The sequence below is a fragment of the Dyadobacter sp. genome, from assembly GCF_051859145.1.
Classification (GTDB): domain Bacteria; phylum Bacteroidota; class Bacteroidia; order Cytophagales; family Spirosomataceae; genus Dyadobacter.
The window spans coordinates 23559-41005 of sequence record NZ_JBHYGF010000595.1 but is presented as its reverse complement, the minus strand read 5'-3'; the positions used below and the strand labels follow the sequence as shown (position 1 = coordinate 41005).

Below are 17447 nucleotides of genomic sequence, written 5' to 3'. Positions count from 1 at the left end.
CATCAATACGCGGGAACACAGCTACATTCCCAAAGCCGGCATACAAAAAGCAGAACCGATGCTGCACAACGGCGATATCGTGGCATTTACCTCTTCTATTGAAGGTTTGGATGTGAACCACATGGGCATTATCACCAAAGTTGGCAGCCGCGCCTACCTCATACACGCATCACTTGGCGGGAAAAAGGTGGTAATGTCAAACGTGCCGCTCGCTGAATATGTAGCATCCGTTCCCAAACACACGGGAATGATCGTCGCGCGGCTTAACGATATCTGATACAATGAATGGATTTTCTTGAAGTACTTAATTACAGAAATGCCCCCTGGCTGATCCTCACGATTGCAGCACTCGTCGGTCTTGTCATGAGTTTGCTGCTGATTAATCTGATCAGGATCGCTGCTTCCCGGGAACAATGGCGGGCAGTACGTGCAGTGCGCGAAAACCTCACGAATGTGCTGTTTTTCTTTTTGCCGATGGTCGCTGTCACCATCGCTGCACGCGCCTACACGATAGCCTATCCTGATTACGCCTGGGTGTTCATCCTCTGCAAAATAGTGCTTATCGCGGTCACCACCTGGCTTGTAGTTCGCATTGTAATCATCGTAGAGAAGATCCTCGTCGATCAGCTTGACTTCAATACACCTGACAACAATCAGGCGCGCAGGCTGTTTACCAAGATCAAGTTTGTAAAAAGAATGGTCATCATCCTCGTGGTGACGATCGGTGTGTCCATTCTCCTTCTCAGCTTTGACAGCGTGCGCCAATATGGAGTAGGTATCCTTACTTCTGCGGGGATTGTCAGTGTGATCATCGGTTTTGCGGCGCAAAAGTCACTTGCCAACTTAATGGCTGGCATTCAGATCGCATTTACGCAACCTATCAAAATTGATGATGTGGTGATTGTGGAAGGTGAATGGGGCCGGATTGAAGAGATTAACCTGACCTATGTTGTTGTTAATATCTGGTATTTGCGGAGAATCGTCCTGCCGATTACCTATTTCATCGAAAATCCTTTTCAAAACTGGACAAGAAACGAAAGCGCGCTGATCGGTACTGCATTTTTCCAGCTCAACTACCACGCACCGATTCCCAGGCTCCGGGAAAAGCTGAAAGAAATACTGGATACCACTCCGCTCTGGAATGGAAAATCATGGGCTTTGCAGGTAACCGATACGCAGGGACAGCTTATGGTTGTTCGCGCATTGATGTCGGCCCGCAACTCGGGTGAAACTTTTGACCTGCGCTGCCTGGTTCGCGAGAAAATGATTGAATTTATCGTGCAGGAATATCCCGAAGCATTGCCTTCCACACGCATTGAGGAACAAAAAAAGCAAGTTCGCATCACAGATACGGGTTTATAAAAAATTGGCCTCCGAAATTTCGGGAGGCCAGTCGATGTTTACTACTCACCTAACTCAATTTAACTTAATGGAGTTCTCTCTGATTGTAAAGGCAGTTTAAAGGCCCGCGAAAGCAGGCACATTGCTTACAATGCAAAGGAGTTAAACCAGGGTTAAAGTGGTGTTAACACGGAATTAAAAGTCAATTAAAAAGGCGGGAAACGCACGATAAACGTTGTCCCTGAGCCTGGTGCAGATTCCACATCGATTGTTGCGCCCTGCATATTGATAATGCGCTTGGTAAGTGCCAGCCCAATCCCATAGCCCGCTTTGCTACTTGTGGCGTCGCTGCGGTAGAATGTATCAAAAATGTAAGGCAGCTCAGCAGCGGCTATCCCCACTCCCTGGTCTTTGAAGTTAATGCGGATGTAATTGTTCACGATTTCCAGTGAGACATTTACCGTTTTATCGTCCGAATATTTACATGCATTGTCCATCAGGTTGACGAATGCAGTGCGGAGCAGGCTTTCATCTCCGAACCTTTTCAGCTCCTCTTCGTCGTCCGGGATTTTGTCGTAAGCTACTTTCACCACATATCCCTGGTTCTTTTGCTCCACCGAAGTTTTCGCCTGCCAGAGTACCTCGTCTATCCTGATTTTCTTGAATGAAACCTTAAATGCATTCTCGTCTGTCTGGGCGAGTTCGAGGAGCCGATTGACCAACCCGTTCATTTCCCTGGCTTCGGCCCAGATCCCCTTTAATGCATCCTGGTATTCGCCCGGTGAACGTTCTTTCATCAAACCGAGCTCTGCTTCACTCATGATCAGCGCGAGGGGTGTACGCAGTTCGTGCGAGGCGTGGGAAACGAAGTTCTTTTGAGCTACAAATGCGATTTCCAGTCTGGTCAGCATCTGGTTGAAGGTTTCTGCAAGCAATGCCAGCTCATCTTTTTCCCTTCCCACTTTTACTTTCTCGTGCAGGTTACCTGCTGAAATGTTGTTAACCTGAGCAATAATGTCGGCCACGGGCTTGATCGCATCATTGGAAAACTGCCAACCAGCGACTGCTACCAAAATGAGCGAAAGCAGCCAGCCGATTACGAGGATTTCGCGCAGCCTGTTCAGCTGGTTCATTCCGAGGGTATCATCGGCAATGATCACCACGATCCAGGGTTTGCGGTGATCCTGCAAAATGTGCCGGATCACAATCACTTCCTTATTCTGGTATTTGGTCTTGATTTCTTTTCCGCCACGCGCATCGGCCAGGGTAGCTTTGGATATTTTGAGATCTTCGGCCCCGCTCATGTAGATCACCGAGTCGGCACCATCGTAAATGGTGATTTCTTCGTTCAGGAGAATGGTCTTATTTTCCTTTTCAATTTTCTCAATATCCGCCTTGCTGATCCCGTTACTCGCCTCCACCAGCTGGGCGATCGTCTGCGCCCGCTCGTTCAGAAATGAGTAAAACTGCTTCTCCCTGTACTGATCGTAAAAAAAGTAGATCGCCACACAGAAAAGCGCCATAATAGAGCCCACCAGCATGGTGAACATGAGCGTAAGGCGGGCCTTGATGTTCATTCTTCCTTGAAAATATATCCCATTCCAACTACGGTGTGGATCAGCTTGTTGGGATAATCCTTATCTACTTTTTTTCTCAAAAAGTTAATGTACACGTCAATTACATTGGTACCTGTATCAAAACGGATATCCCAAACCTGCTCGGCAATATCGACCCGCGATACTACCCGGCCGCGGTTGCGCATCAGGTATTCCAGCAATGCGAATTCCTTGGCGGTAAGATCAATGCGGTTACCCGACCTGCGCGCAACTTTTTCGTCCAGGTTCAGTTCCAGGTCGGCAATGGTCAGTACCTGGCTGGATTGTTCCCGCGTGGTACTGCGGTGCGCGAGCACTTTCACCCTGGCGATCAGCTCCCTGAATTCAAATGGTTTTACGAGATAATCGTCGCCACCAGCTTCAAAACCATCGAGTTTGTCGTCAATAGTACCCAGCGCGGTCAGGAAAAGAATGGGGGTGGAAAGCCCGTCGTTCCGCAGCTGCCTGGCTAGATCGTATCCGTTCAGGAGCGGGAGGTTCACGTCGAGAATAATTACATCGAACCTGTAATTGGAAGCCATTTTCTTGCCTACCTGGCCATCATAAGCCAGCTCAACTTCCCAGGATTGCTCTTCAAGTCCCCTTTTCAGGAAACCGGCCAGCTTCGGCTCATCTTCAACGACTAGAATTTTCATAGGAATGGTAAAAATTTATAACCCCAATGTCGCACACATTTTTACTTAAAAAAAGGCTGACCGAAATATCGGACAGCCTTTTTGTCTATATCCACACCATTGGATGTTCGCAACATTTTGATTGGAACAATCCATTATAATGCAAAATATAAATTTTAAACAACAAATGCGATGCAACTTTTACTTTTTACAAAATTTTATGCAAGTATCAATAGTAATCTGCACCCTGATCAAAGTCTGAACGGTCGTTGTACGCACCAAAATCATCGTCCTCTTCCAAACGCATTCCTTTCACTGCCTTTTTGATCAGCCCAATCTGTCCGGCGTGGTAAACATCGTGCTGTATGATCCCGTGAATCAATGTATAATAAGAGTAATCCCGCCCCGGCACAAAATCTTCCAGGAAGCTATCGCTTTCAATCTTTTCCAGTTCTGAGATCAGCTCTTCCTGTGACAGGCTCAGCTCCATCTGGATCGCCTCCCATTCAAAATCGTCCACAACCGGGAATTTCTTCCAGTCTTTATCCTGTGTTTTAATATCAAATTCGGCATCACCCTGCAACTTGCGGACGGTGAAAATCCGCCAGGTGGTCATGTGGTACACGATCTCCGCAATCGAATGCGTGTTGGTACTCAACCTTGCCTCCGCCATTTTCGGGGTAACATCCCGCAAAGCCTCCACTACCGATGGCCCGTACCAGGCTTCTTCACTTTCATAGGTATCATTAAGAACATCTATGATCCTCAAAATCTCTTCTTTTGTTTCCATATCTATTATTTAATGCAAGGTGCTGCTGGTTCTTTTGAAACCAAAGATGGCAAATAATGCCTTCTCCTTATTTACGAAGATCCATTTTTGTTAATCCAGCAAGACTTGCCTTTGCACCGTTTCATTATTCGTTTTTTTACAACAACATTTCTGTGCCCGCCGGTTGCTAATGCGTTATTTCTGCAAATAAACTTCTTTACAACCAATTTCTGAATATTCAGGTCATTGCTCCAAAGAGGGCTGAACAAGCCAAAAAGTTGAATATGCAACGCTCCTGAGTAAAATGTTCAATTTCAAATTTCGTTTAATTATTAAATTTAAATGTTAGACCCAAAATGTTAAAAAAAGCCTCGTTATTCCTTCTGATAGCTGGCCTCGGATTGATTTCATGCTCAAAAGACCCTATTAGTGACCTGTCAACTGAAGAGTCTCTGGTATATGTTACCAATCATGATCAGGCAGCCAATTTTACGCAGTATAAAACTTTCAGCATTGTTGACTCCGTGCTTGTCGTCGAAAATAACCGTCCGAAAACAGCGTTGACTGACCTGGACAGGGATGTTTTGAACCGGATCATCACCAAAATGCAGGGCCTTGGCTATAAATACGTCAGCCCGAAAAGCAACCCGGATGTGGGTATCAATGTAAGCTGGATTACCAATACTTACCTGAATGTAGTTTCCCAACCGCTCTCGTCCTATTACGGCGGCTACTGGGGTGGAGGCTACGGATATGGTTATGGATACCCCAGCTATTACAGCTATTATGAAACAGCCGAAAACTACTGGCTGATTTCGATGCTGGATTTCAAAAATCCAAACACTGCCAATAAGACTTTCAATGTAATCTGGGACGCTCAGATCAGGGTCGCGGGGATTGGAGAAAGGCAGTTTGTCGACACCATGGTGGATTCGATTTTTGGCCAGTCAGGATATTTAAAGATTAACTGAAAATGAAAAAATTAATCATAGCAGCCTTTCTTTTGGGCGGTTTAGTGCCTGCTTTTGCGCAGGATGCGCCCAAACTTTATACATTGCCTTCGCCTTTTGAACGGTACACGCACTATTTGGCAACACTCCGGTTTGCAGGAGCAATGCCCCTGGGTTCGTTCGCCGACTCGTACATTGACAAAGCTTCGTTTCAGAATGCATCCATTTCCATTGAATGGGTTTTAAGAAATTCACCTATATCAATTGGCGGCGAGATCGGATCTACCTATTTCCAGAAGCGATTGCCGCGGGCTTTGTATCAGAGTGGAAACGAGACGATTTCAGCAGTGCAAACGCGCACTTTGTCGCAATACCCGGTAGAGCTGTTTGGTAACTACCATTTCCTGGGAAAAACATCGCGTATCCAGCCTTACGTTCAGGTGAGCGGCGGTGTTAGTATTCTTGACAATGTGCTTTATTACGGCAGCTTGTCGTCGCAACACCAGAAAATAGCACCCAAGTATGGTGTTGGGCTCGGCTCTAAATTCCTTTTCAAGCAAGACGGATCGGTGGGTATGGATGTGCGGGTTAAATACGACGGCACAGCTTACAAACATGACTATATTGAAAAAGGAGTGTCGTCAGTAAATGGTTCGATAGGCATTTTCTATCGTTGGTGGTAATCATCAGATTGTGGTACGTAAAAACAAAGTTTTGTCAAAATCATTTTTTCTTTGGGCCTCGGGAATATTCATTTTTCTGGCTGGTTCCGGGCTATGGGCCTGGAACCGCTTTGGGCCTTCCAATAACCGCCATTACCCGGAGAGTACCAGGGATTTTCCGGTTGCAACTACAATAGATTCCTCTTCGACTGCCTGCGATCTCGTGGTACGCAGATACCGACAGATCGGCTCTGAAATGCAGTTTGAGCTCGCGGCAAATGTCGGCGGGCTTGCTCCCTATCATGTAGAACTGACCCAATCGGGCAAGGTTCAGCGATTTGCAGACGTGCCTCACCGATATGGTACGTGGCTTACCCTCCCCCAGGTTGATCTGAATGCAGGTGAAGCAAACATTAAAGTGATCAGCCTTGGACAACCCGGATGTGAGACCACTGCTTCTTTCAAATTCGACGAAGCAATCAAAAATGAAATCCCGGATATTTCTCAATGGATCCGGCACGGAAGCAAGGATAACTGGCTCGACGTGCGGCCGGTGTTAAAAGATGGAAAGCTCTTTCTCAAAGATTTTGCCAATTACCAGGACGGCCGGACTAAGGTGATTATGATCGACGGAATTGGTGTGAATGGACTGGAAAACGGGATCGAAGTAAGGCCGGGATACCTTTATTCCATTACTGCCCGCTGGATCGACGCACCTTATAATGATTGGTGGAATGAACTGAAAAACCGCACATTGCGCCAGCAGAATATCTGGATTTCGGGCAAAGTCTCAGAACAGACTAAGTCGTCATTGACCAGGATCAATATTCCGGACTGGTTTGCTCCTCCACGCGGATTGAATGTTACTTTTGATACAAAATTCCCTGAATTTGAACCTGTTAAAAACAAGATTGTCGCACAATTCAGGGTAAATGACTTTGTTCCGGCGGAAAACTATTACAAACGCGGGATTGGTTATCTTTTTAATACTGAAAAAGAGTACCCGCCTAGCAAGCTGCATTACACAGCTACGCCCAACTACTTCGCCGATCAGGATGATAAATGGTTTTCGCAACTCAGTAAACAGGAAGTAGAATCACGGGCAGGAGTTCCGGGCTTCGGTGTTTATGCATTTGACTTTGAGTTCTGGAACCAGAAGTATTCTCCCGAGGTGAAACAGCGCCTGTTTTGGTTTGCAAATGTGATCAAGAAAAATCATCCTCAAATGTACCTGATGGATTATTGGGGCGGCGGCGCTTACACCAATCCGCACATCAATACAGTAGGCGGCGCTAAGCCGGCAGACTTTTACAAAGATTACCAGGAGCCAAAATCGAATAATACCAATTTCGACGTAATGCCAAGCGGAGAAAGCCTGCGAACTGTATTCAACACGGTTCCCATTGACGTTTATTCGAAATCAATGTTCCCGATGGACGAGAAGGGTAACTCGCCCAATAATTTCGTATTGTTATCTGCCACGCACTCGCAGCGCATTAACAAGCAGATACCCTATCAGAAAAACAACAAATTTATTTTTTACGGCTGGAATAAGTACCAGCCTTTATACAAAGATCCCATTAACCCCTGGAACTACCAGCTTACCAACCCAAAAGGCGAGCTGATCATGAACCAGCTGGAATTAATGCCTGCCAGCCAGGCACTGAGCTTGTCGCTCTTCTCGCTGGTGTTGTTTGACGGTTATTACCTGTGGCAGGACAGTGCGCCGGTAGGCAACGATCCGAATGCATATAAATTAGGCAAAGACAGCTGGGGCTGGGGATATGAATGGCATGCAGCAGATGGAAAAACGCCTGAGAGTGAAGTAGGTAAAAACATGACCAGCGGCGCACCGATGTTCTGGGACTTCCCTACTGAATACTATATGCTGGGCAACTGGATGGCCAAACAGGTGGAAGATGTGATTACGGGTGGGATTGTCAAAGATCTTGCATTTAAGTCAAATGGCGGCTGGAAACAACCTAAGAAGGAACAGGCGCTGCTCGCCATTGAAAATAAGGAGCCTTTTATCACCTCTGTGGTAAATGGTAAGCAAATCGCCGTACTCGCAGTCGACTGCTTCCAGTCACCTAATGCGAACAAGGTAGTGCAGGTACGCCTGCCCGATGGAACTGAAACGTCCATCGAGCTATATGGTAACTGGCCCTCGCTTTACCGGGGGACTTTGAAATAATCAGGATACTTTGATATAGCTGCCTAGCCATTTCAAATGCGTACCGTATTTGTGCATGATCTCCTGCACCGGCGGGTCTTGCATATGTCCAAGGAATTCGACCAGGAACCAGGTTCTGAATGCTGCTTCGCCTCTCAGCGGCCGGCTGTCAATCTTGGTAAGGTTGATCCCGCGATCATTAAAATCTTTCAGGAACTCATAAAGTACGCCCGGCCTGTTTGTGTTGGGCAAATTGGCGATGATGGTGGTTTTGTCATCGTCGCTTTTGATGTTTACAAAATCTTTTGCAAGAATCAGGAACCGGGTTCTATTCTGGTCACTGTCTTCAATATTATCAAAAAGCGTAGGTACCCCGAAAAGCCTCGCCGAGATCGAGGAGCAAATTGCTGCCGCGTCCGGTTCTTCTGCTGCCATTTTCGCAGCTTTTGAAGTTGATTCCACCGGGATCAGCTCTACATTCAAACCGTCGAGGTACTCGTTTATAAATTTGCCGCATTGCCGGAATGCAATGTCTTTGGAATAAATTCGCCTGATATCTTTCAGGCTGTCAGACTGAGAGGCAAAAGTGAAATGTACTTCCAATAGCACCTCGGCGACAATGGACAGGTTTTTTTCACGCAAAAAGTCAACCGTCTCAATAACAATCCCTTCCTGGTTATTTTCAATGGGCACTACGCCAAATTTGGCCCGGCCGGTTTCCACACTTTCAAAAACAGAATGGATCGTAGGCAAAACCATGTATTCGCTCATTCCGCCAAAACGGCTCTCGGCTGCCTGATGCGTGAAGCTGCCTTCCGGTCCGAGATAAGAGACTCTTTCCGGCAGTTCCAGATTTCGTGATACTGCAAAAATCTCGAAAAATATGGCGTCAATCGCCTGGCGCGTCAGTAGTCCTGTGTTTCGTTTTTCAAGCCTGTCAAGAATCTGTTTCTCTCTTTCGGGGCGGTAAATAATGGATTGAGACGAACGTTTCAGCTCACCCACTTTCTGAACGAGCTCCATTCTCTCGTTTAAAATGGTCAGCAGCTGATCGTCCAGTGAGTCAATCCTGTTTCTTAAATCCTGTAATTCCACAGATGATATTGTAAAATGATTGGTAATGGTATCTGTTATCCGGCCAGCGCGAGTTCCTCTATATTCTTCTCGATTTTCAGATTATCGATAATGAAGCGCTGTCTTTCGGGTGTGTTCTTGCCCATAAAATAGCCCAGCAGCTTTTGAATAGAGGTTTCTTTTTGCAGGATAACCGGCTCAATGCGCATATCTTCTCCGATAAACTTTCCGAATTCTTCCGGGGATATCTCGCCCAGACCTTTAAATCGGGTAATTTCCGGCTTGCTGCCCAGCTTTTGGATCGCGTATTGTTTTTCTTCGTCACTGTAACAATAGATAGTTTCCTTCTTGTTACGCACCCTGAAAAGTGGGGTTTCCAAAACAAAAACATGTCCGTTACGTACCAGGTCCGGGAAGAACTGCAGGAAGAATGTCATCAATAGCAGACGGATATGCATTCCGTCTACATCGGCGTCGGTGGCAATGATAATGCGGTTAAAACGAAGATTTTCAACTCCATTCTCAATATCCAGCGCGTGTTGAAGCAAGTTGAATTCCTCATTTTCGTACACGATCTTCTTGGTGAGGCCAAAACAGTTTAATGGTTTCCCCCTCAAACTAAACACCGCCTGGGTCTGAATATTTCTTGACTTTGTAATGGAGCCGCTCGCCGAGTCGCCTTCTGTGATAAACAACGTTGTTTCGTAGCGGAGGTCATTTTTAAGGTCCGTCAAATGCAGCCTGCAATCCCTGAGTTTCTTGTTGTGCAAATTGGCCTTTTTGGCGCGGTCGTTTGCAAGTTTTTTAATACCCGCCAGTTCCTTCCGCTCCCGCTCCGATTGTTCAATGCGCTTTTTCAATGCATCCCGCGATTCCGGGTTCATGTGCAGGTAATTGTCCAGCCGTTCTTTCACAAAATCATTCACGAAAGTCCGCACCGTAGTACTGTTCGGATCCGGCGTGATGGTATTGGATCCCAGTTTTGTTTTGGTCTGAGATTCAAACACAGGCTCTTGCACACGTATCGCGATCGCCGCACTGATGGAGGAGCGGATATCTTCCGGTGCATAGTCTTTCCCGAAATGCTCACGTACTGCTCTCACCACAGCTTCCCGGAATGCGACCAGGTGCGTACCACCCTGCGTTGTGTACTGTCCGTTCACGAAAGAATAATATTCTTCTCCGTACTGGTTACCGTGCGTCATTGCAAACTCGATATCCTCTCCTTTCAAATGAATAATCGGATATCGTATCGATTCAGCGTCGGTTTTGCTTTGCAGCAGGTCCATCAGACCATTTTGCGAGATGTATTTCTGACCATTGAAATTGATAGTAAGACCTGCATTGAGATAGCAATAATTCCAGATCATACTATCCAGGTATTGCGGGATATATTTGAAATTCTTAAAAATAGTCCCGTCCGGCTCGAACAACGTGTGCGTTCCGTTACGCTGGCTGGAAGACTCTTCGGCAGATTCTTTCAGCAATGCGCCCTGCTCAAATTCAGCCATTTTAGTCCTGCCATCGCGAAATGACTGTACTTTAAAGTATTGTGAAAGTGCATTCACCGCCTTTGTACCCACCCCATTCAATCCCACAGATTTCTGAAAAGCGCCGGAATCATACTTTCCGCCGGTGTTAATTTTAGATACACAATCCACCACCTTACCCAGCGGAATACCCCTGCCGTAATCTCTTACTTCAACCCTGTGCTCTGAGATTTTAATCTCAATAGTCTTTCCATTTCCCATCATGTGCTCGTCGATCGAGTTATCGACGATTTCCTTCACAAGCACATATATACCGTCGTCCACTGACGATCCATCCCCCAGTTTCCCAATATACATTCCCGGCCGAAGTCGTATGTGTTCCTTCCAGTCCAGGGACCTGATACTATCCTCGTCGTATTGAACGTTTGCACTTTCCATTTTTATAATTATTCTTTTAGTCTTATTTCCGATTTTGAATATTGTATTTTAATAATTTCAGTTTTTTGTCGTTACGCTGTTATAACTTTGCGCAGATAAGGTGAGGCCGATTAATAGAATTTCTTTAAAAATAGGAAAAATCTAATTTACTTTGCTAGCACATACACATCGAAAAACGAAGCTGGCCCGGATTCCAAACTCAAAAATAGTAGTCTAAAAGATAGGTTTCATGGATTTTCAGCATTTCAATAGTACAATAATTCTTCATATGAACAGATTCAGATTTACTAAAAGTTATAAATCGTTATTTCTTTATTTTCTGAGTTTTCTGATATCCCTGCCTGCGATCTCACAGGTAACCCCCACAGCTCCAACAACTACTGCGCCTACTTCCCAGGGAACACCGGGGGGCGCACAGCAAAGCGGACCAAGAGGCACAACAGGAAACGCGCCGGGTAGTACAACCGGCAATTCGAACAGTCCACAGTCCGCTAATCCGCAAAGTGGCAATCAGCAAACCGGAAATCAGCAAAATGCCGCCAATCAGTCCAACGATAATGGGAAAAATGCACAGAACCAGAATGGACAAAATGGCGAGCAAGGCAGCGATCAAAGCAAGGTAAACACATCCACTACGACTGAGCTGACCCCCGCAGAACAGGAAAAAGAAGCATTTCGCCAGAAAATCTACGGGTACTCGATTTTTGCTAATAAAAACCTGGATCCAATCCCTGATTTACAGGTTGCTACACCAACAAACTACATCGTTGGTCCTGGTGATGAGCTTAATATTTACATCTACAACTACGCAGAAAGCACTTACGAAGGTGTTGTAAATAAGGATGGAAATATCCTGATCCCGCGTGTAGGACCTGTTCAGGTAGCAGGGCGTACCATTGAGGAAATCAGAAAGATCCTGATTGACAAATTTGCAAAGTTTGTGCCTGGTCTGCTCGGATCAGGCGGAGAAACTGCACGAACCAAACTGATGGTAACGCTAGGCAATATTCGTTCAGTAAAGGTGTTTGTGACCGGAGAAGTAATCAATCCAGGCACTTACGAAGTATCGTCTCTTTCTTCTGCATTCAATGCACTGTACCAGGCAGGCGGACCTAATGAAATTGGATCTTTCCGCGATGTGCGCGTTGTGAGGAACGGAAAAGTGGTATCTCACATGGATATCTATGATTATCTTGTAAATGGTAAAATTGAAGGAGATATCCGCGTTCAGGACAATGATAATATTGTAGTAGGATACTACCTGAAAAGAGCAGAAATCACCGGTATGGTGAAACGTCCGGGTATATATGAACTGAAACCCGAAGAGAAGCTGGGTGATGTTCTTAAATATGCAGGCGGATTCCAGGACAAAGCATACCGCGCCAGACTTAAAATCCAGCGTATTACCTCCAAAGAAAGAAAGTTGCTGGATGTAGCGGAAGGCAACTACGAGAACTTTGACGTTGTTACCGGCGACTCCATTTCTGTTGGAACTGTACTCGACCGGTTTGAAAACATTGTGACCATTGAAGGTGCGGTGATGCGTCCTGGTGAGTATTCGCTGGACAACAGCCCGTCTTTGAAAGTATTGATAGAAAATGCACAGGGATTGCGGGAAGATGCATTCATCGGCCGGATCAGCATCCTGCGGACCAGGGACGACCTTACCTTGCAAAACATTTCCATGAACTACACTGATCTGATCAACAACGTAGTTCCCGACCTGATCCTTACCCGGCTTGACCAGGTAATTGTGCCGTCAAAATTTGATATGGCGGAATCGGCTTATGTGAGTGTGGAAGGTGAAGTTAATAATACCAAAGTCGGTGTGAATGAGGGTAAATTCCCTTATACATCGGAAATGACACTGGAAGATGCATTAGTACAGGCAGGCGGCCTTAAAGAATCGGCTTACACGACGGAAGTTGAAGTGGTAAGACGTAAACGTAACGGAGTGGCGGGAACTGCAAATGCGCAGATTTCAGAAGTCTTCAAATTTGACCTGAACCGCGATTTGTCACTCAACAGCAAAGCAACAAATTTCAGACTGCTGCCATTTGACCAGGTTATTGTTCGTAAATCTCCTAACTATGTAGAGCAGCAAACTGTTTTTGTAGAAGGAGAAGTGCTTGTAACAGGTCCGTATACGATCATTAATAAAAATGACAAGATCAGTGACATCATCAAGCGGGCAGGCGGGTTAACCGAACTGGCTTATCCCGAAGGAGCCACATTGCTTCGCCGCACGATCGTCCGTGACCTTGAACAGCCTACCGACTTTGACCAGGCCGCGATTACCGAGCAGAGCATTAAAAAAGGCACGATACTGGGAGATCAGCCTAATGTAAAAGAGGAAAAAATAGGGATTGTTTTAAAGAACATTTTGAAAAATCCGGGATCATTTGAAGATCTGATCGTACAGGAAGGCGACATCATCCGCATACCAAAACGCCTGGAAACTGTTCAGGTGGCTGGATCCGTACTTTATCCTACTACCGTGAAATACGGCAAGGGAATGTCATTTACGGACTATATTTCACAATCGGGCGGCTTTACGGTTCAATCGTTGCGGAAAAGCTCGTACATTAAATACCCGAATGGAAATATTGACCGTACAAGAAGATTCCTTTTCTTCAACGTTTATCCGAAGGTTGAACCGGGATCGGAGATTTTTGTACCCGTTCGTGCAGCGCCTCAGCTGAACACGCAACAAGCAATATCTACCGCCACAGGCTTGCTAAGTTCAGTAATGGGATTAATAGTAACAGTATTGGCTTTTCGCTCAATTAGATAATGGCTGAAACACTCACACCCCCTCAAAGGCAACAAATTCCTGACGATGAACTATCTCCAAAGGAAGTTGTCGCAAAGGTGATCGTTGTGAAGGATGCGATCCTTCGTAACTGGCAAATGATCCTGCTTCTGCCCATTATCGGCTTCGGGATCGGGTATGCTATGGACACTTACATTAAGAAGGCGCCCAAGTATGAAGCAAATGTTGTTTTCAACTTAGGTGGAGGAAGCCAGGCTTCGGGGCTGGGCGATATGGCCGGGTTACTCGGACTTGGAACAACTCCTGACGCGAACATCTTTACCGGTGAGAACTTCTTCTATTTTGTTAAATCTCGTCCGGTACTGGAAAGGAACCTGATGAAGGAAGTGGACATTCATGGTCAAAAGGAGATTTTTGCCAACTTCTTTATCGATTCCAGCGGCATCAAAACTTCGGATTGGGAAGAAAGACCTGACTTGCAGAACTTCCATTTTCAGACAAACGACCTGAAAAAGCTAGACAGGAATTCAAGGATTGTATTAAACGAAATTGTTAAGAAAGCGGCAGAGGCCACAGAGATAGCTTCGCTTGACAGAAAATCATCTTTCATCGCATTATCGACGCAGATGGAGAATGAAGCACTGGCAGGGCTTTGGGTAACTACGCTCCTGAAAACGGTAGAAGAAATGTATACCGAGAACCAGACGCAGAAAACAAGAAAAACACTTCGCCTGCTTCAACACCGCGCCGACTCCCTGGCCAGGGTACTCGGAATTGCTGAGCACAAACTGGCGAAGCAAATGGATTACAGCACGCAGATTATGCTACCAGAGGCGAAAGTTTCTACCAATAGCATGGAGCGCAAATCAACATTCCTGCAGCAGCTTTATTACGAAGCAATGGCAAATGCAGAGAAAATGCAGATGTCACTTGTTCGGGAGGCGCCTTTATTTACAGAAATCGAAGGTATCAAGGTGCCTTTGGATATGAAAGCAGAAGACAAGCGGAATGCTAAGATCGGCGCATTGTCGGGCTTACTGATCGCATTGATATTTACCTATTTAAGAACAGTATTCAGTACTCCTGCTACCACGGTTAAAGTAGAGAGAGCGTAAAAAATGGCGGCGCAACACACAATTACAATCAAAGCAGGCGGTTCTGAAAAGGACTATTGGAAAGATCTCTGGATGCACAGACAGCTTTTGTGGATCTTGTCTAAGCGAGATATCTCTGTCCGTTACAAGCAAACACTGCTTGGCGTAGCGTGGAGCGTACTTCGTCCTTTTATGACAATGACCGTTATGGTTTTTGTGTTCAGCTATGTTGCTAAAATCGACAGCGATCCAGGTATACCTTATCCGTTAATGGTTTTGAGCGGACTTACAATCTGGACTTTCTTCTCAAATACATTTCAGCAGATCAGCAATAGTATCCTGCTTAATTCAAACCTCGTATCAAAGGTATATTTCCCGAGGCTGCTGATGCCGCTCAGCTCCATTGCAGTAGGATTTGTAGACTTTCTGATCGCGTTAGGCATTTTCATCGTACTTACTCCATTCTTTGATTATACGATAAGCTGGCAGATCATATATATTCCTTTCTTCATTATACTTACATTTATTACATCAATGGGCTTCGGTCTGTTTTTCGCGGTGCTCAATGTGCGCTTCCGTGACATCGGTCAGTTGATCCCGTTCCTGATTCAAGTGGGGATGTACATATTGCCGGTAGCTTACCCAAGCTCACTTGTCAAGGATACCTGGTTTGAAAAGTATTATAATCTAAATCCCCTGGTGGGCATTATCGGTGGTTTTCGCTGGTGTTTACTGGGAGAAAAATCGTATTTCAATCCACAAAGTTTATACTCAACGGTGATCATTTCCTTTTTGATTCTCGTATTATCTTTGATCTATTTTCGAAGAAAAGAGAACACGTTTGTGGATCACATCTGAAAATTACACCTGGGCATGCCTGTAATTGTAGCTGAAAACATCAGTAAGAAATATATCATCGACCACCAACGCAAAAGTGGGTCTTCAAGCCTGCGTGATGTTGTTACGGATACGGTTGAGAAACTATTTCCAAAAAAGAAAGCACAGGATGGTTTTTCTGAAAAAGAAGAATTCTGGGCATTAAAAGATATCAACTTCAGTATCGATCAGGGCGACCGGATTGGTATTGTCGGACACAACGGCGCGGGTAAATCTACCCTGCTCAAAATTCTCAGCCGAATTACCGAGCCTAGTACAGGACAAATCAAGATTGAAGGTCGCATTGCCAGCTTGCTGGAAGTAGGTACGGGATTTCACCCTGAACTGACCGGCCGCGAAAACATCTTTCTGAACGGCGCTATTCTGGGAATGAACAAAAGTGAAATCAGAGAGTCTTTCGACGCGATTGTTGATTTCGCAGGTGTTGAAAAATTTCTTGATACGCCGGTAAAAAGATATTCTTCCGGAATGTACGTGAGGCTGGGATTTGCAATTGCCGCCCACCTTAATCCCGAGATCCTGATTGTAGACGAAGTATTGGCAGTAGGTGATACGGAATTTCAGAAAAAATGTCTGGGCAAAATGCGTGATGTTTCGGAAAGTGGCCGGACACTCATTTTTGTGAGCCACAACCTGACTGCAATACAGGCACTTTGCAACAAAGCATTTTATTTCGAAAAAGGCCGCCTGATAGATCAGGGGGAAACTACCCATATTGTAACCAACTACCTGAGTAAAGTTTCGCACAAGAGCCTTGAAAAGCATTGGGATAATATTGAAAGTGCACCCGGAAATGATCAGGTTCGTGTAAAAAGCTTCAAGCTCTTCCCCGAATATCAGGACGATCTGACCCATATTGATGTTCGTACCCCTATCAATTTCCAGTTTGAATTCTGGAATATGGAGGAAGGCGCAAACCTGAACCTCAGCATGCATTTATATACTTTCACCGGTGAATGCATTTTTAATGTAGGAACACAGTCCGAAAGTTTTGCGAAGGGGATCGTAAGTGCAACTTGCGAGTTGCCTGGCAACTTCCTGAATGACGGTTCTTATGTTGTTTCAATGATGATTGTAAAAGATACCAGTACCGTGCTTTACAACATGGAAGAGGCACTGGTATTTGATATCGAGGACTATCGTGAAAATGTTACCTGGTATGGCAAATGGCCCGGTTATATTCGCCCTCAACTTAATTTTTCCATTCGCCAAACTGAACACGTAGTGAATGATTAACGTCACTAAAACTTTCCTGCCCGACCAGGAAGAGTATATTAAGCACGTCAGGGAAATCTGGGAAAGTGGTTACATTACCAATAACGGCCCGAAACTTCAAACGCTTGAAAAAGAATTAAAGAGGTATCTGGGCGTTGATCACCTATATTTTTGCGGCAACGGAACCATCGTTCTTCAGATCGCGATTAAGGCGCTTGAACTGAAAGGTGAGATTATCACCACACCTTTCTCCTACTGCGCTACTTCCAATGCTATTTTGTGGGAAAACTGCACGCCGGTATTTGTCGATATCGATGCACAAACCTTTAACATAGATCCGT

15 protein-coding genes are annotated in these 17447 nt (G+C 45.5%); 10 read left to right on the top strand and 5 right to left on the bottom strand.

Going from position 1 to position 17447, the window contains the following annotated elements; genetic code table 11:
- The coding region (locus ACTIE6_RS26220; RefSeq protein ID WP_439559444.1) for an N-acetylmuramoyl-L-alanine amidase-like domain-containing protein at positions 1-277 on the top strand (277 nt) is incomplete at its 5' end.
- 8 nt (positions 278-285) lie between these two features.
- Positions 286-1362: a mechanosensitive ion channel family protein gene (locus ACTIE6_RS26215; protein WP_439559443.1), complete on the top strand. Its 1077-nt coding sequence runs from the start codon at positions 286-288 to the stop codon at positions 1360-1362.
- Positions 1363-1547: 185 nt separating this feature from the next.
- On the opposite strand, the gene ACTIE6_RS26210 is transcribed toward ACTIE6_RS26215, so the two are convergent.
- From ACTIE6_RS26210 to ACTIE6_RS26200, 3 genes are all read right to left on the bottom strand, one after another.
- Entirely contained in the window at positions 1548-2918 is a 1371-nt protein-coding gene (locus ACTIE6_RS26210; protein ID WP_439559442.1) for an ATP-binding protein, read from the bottom strand.
- Positions 2915-3592, bottom strand: coding sequence for a response regulator (locus ACTIE6_RS26205; protein WP_056285679.1), 678 nt, complete (start codon positions 3590-3592; stop codon positions 2915-2917). The genes ACTIE6_RS26210 and ACTIE6_RS26205 overlap by 4 nt, the downstream gene beginning before the upstream one ends.
- Positions 3593-3800: 208 nt before the next feature.
- A complete protein-coding gene (locus ACTIE6_RS26200) occupies positions 3801-4361 on the bottom strand; it encodes a DinB family protein (RefSeq protein ID WP_439559441.1) in 561 nt (186 codons plus the stop codon).
- Between the two features lie 335 nt (positions 4362-4696).
- Here ACTIE6_RS26200 and ACTIE6_RS26195 point away from each other — a divergent pair, with 335 nt between their 5' ends.
- The 3 genes from ACTIE6_RS26195 to ACTIE6_RS26185 are packed head-to-tail and all read left to right on the top strand — an operon-like array spanning position 4697 to position 8146.
- Positions 4697-5311 carry a DUF4136 domain-containing protein gene (locus ACTIE6_RS26195; RefSeq protein WP_439559440.1) on the top strand — a complete coding sequence of 205 codons (615 nt, stop codon included), beginning with the start codon at positions 4697-4699 and terminating at the stop codon, positions 5309-5311.
- 2 nt (positions 5312-5313) lie between these two features.
- Positions 5314-5973: a hypothetical protein gene (locus ACTIE6_RS26190; protein ID WP_439559439.1), complete on the top strand. Its 660-nt coding sequence runs from the start codon at positions 5314-5316 to the stop codon at positions 5971-5973.
- A 31-nt stretch (positions 5974-6004) separates the two neighbouring features.
- Positions 6005-8146: a hypothetical protein gene (locus ACTIE6_RS26185; protein WP_439559438.1), complete on the top strand. Its 2142-nt coding sequence runs from the start codon at positions 6005-6007 to the stop codon at positions 8144-8146.
- Here the strand turns inward: ACTIE6_RS26185 and pheA are convergent, their stop codons facing one another.
- Positions 8147-9220: a prephenate dehydratase gene (gene pheA / locus ACTIE6_RS26180; protein ID WP_439559437.1), complete on the bottom strand. Its 1074-nt coding sequence runs from the start codon at positions 9218-9220 to the stop codon at positions 8147-8149.
- A gap of 35 nt (positions 9221-9255) precedes the next feature.
- Entirely contained in the window at positions 9256-11127 is a 1872-nt protein-coding gene (locus ACTIE6_RS26175; protein ID WP_439559436.1) for a DNA topoisomerase IV subunit B, read from the bottom strand.
- Between the two features lie 268 nt (positions 11128-11395).
- Between ACTIE6_RS26175 and ACTIE6_RS26170 the strand changes: the two genes are divergently transcribed.
- The 5 genes from ACTIE6_RS26170 to ACTIE6_RS26150 form a co-directional block, all read left to right on the top strand.
- Positions 11396-13921 carry an SLBB domain-containing protein gene (locus ACTIE6_RS26170; protein ID WP_439559435.1) on the top strand — a complete coding sequence of 842 codons (2526 nt, stop codon included), beginning with the start codon at positions 11396-11398 and terminating at the stop codon, positions 13919-13921.
- Positions 13921-15015, top strand: a complete 1095-nt coding sequence (locus tag ACTIE6_RS26165; RefSeq protein ID WP_439559434.1) for a hypothetical protein — start codon at positions 13921-13923, stop codon at positions 15013-15015. Before ACTIE6_RS26170 ends, ACTIE6_RS26165 begins: the two co-directional genes overlap by 1 nt.
- A gap of 3 nt (positions 15016-15018) precedes the next feature.
- The gene (locus ACTIE6_RS26160; protein WP_439559433.1) at positions 15019-15852 is read left to right on the top strand and encodes an ABC transporter permease; all 834 of its coding nucleotides are present in this window, start codon (positions 15019-15021) and stop codon (positions 15850-15852) included.
- A gap of 15 nt (positions 15853-15867) precedes the next feature.
- Positions 15868-17127 (top strand): ABC transporter ATP-binding protein, encoded by a 1260-nt coding sequence (locus ACTIE6_RS26155; RefSeq protein ID WP_439559432.1) that lies wholly within the window; start codon positions 15868-15870, stop codon positions 17125-17127.
- The coding region (locus ACTIE6_RS26150; protein ID WP_439559431.1) for a DegT/DnrJ/EryC1/StrS family aminotransferase at positions 17120-17447 on the top strand (328 nt) is incomplete at its 3' end. The genes ACTIE6_RS26155 and ACTIE6_RS26150, both read left to right, overlap by 8 nt.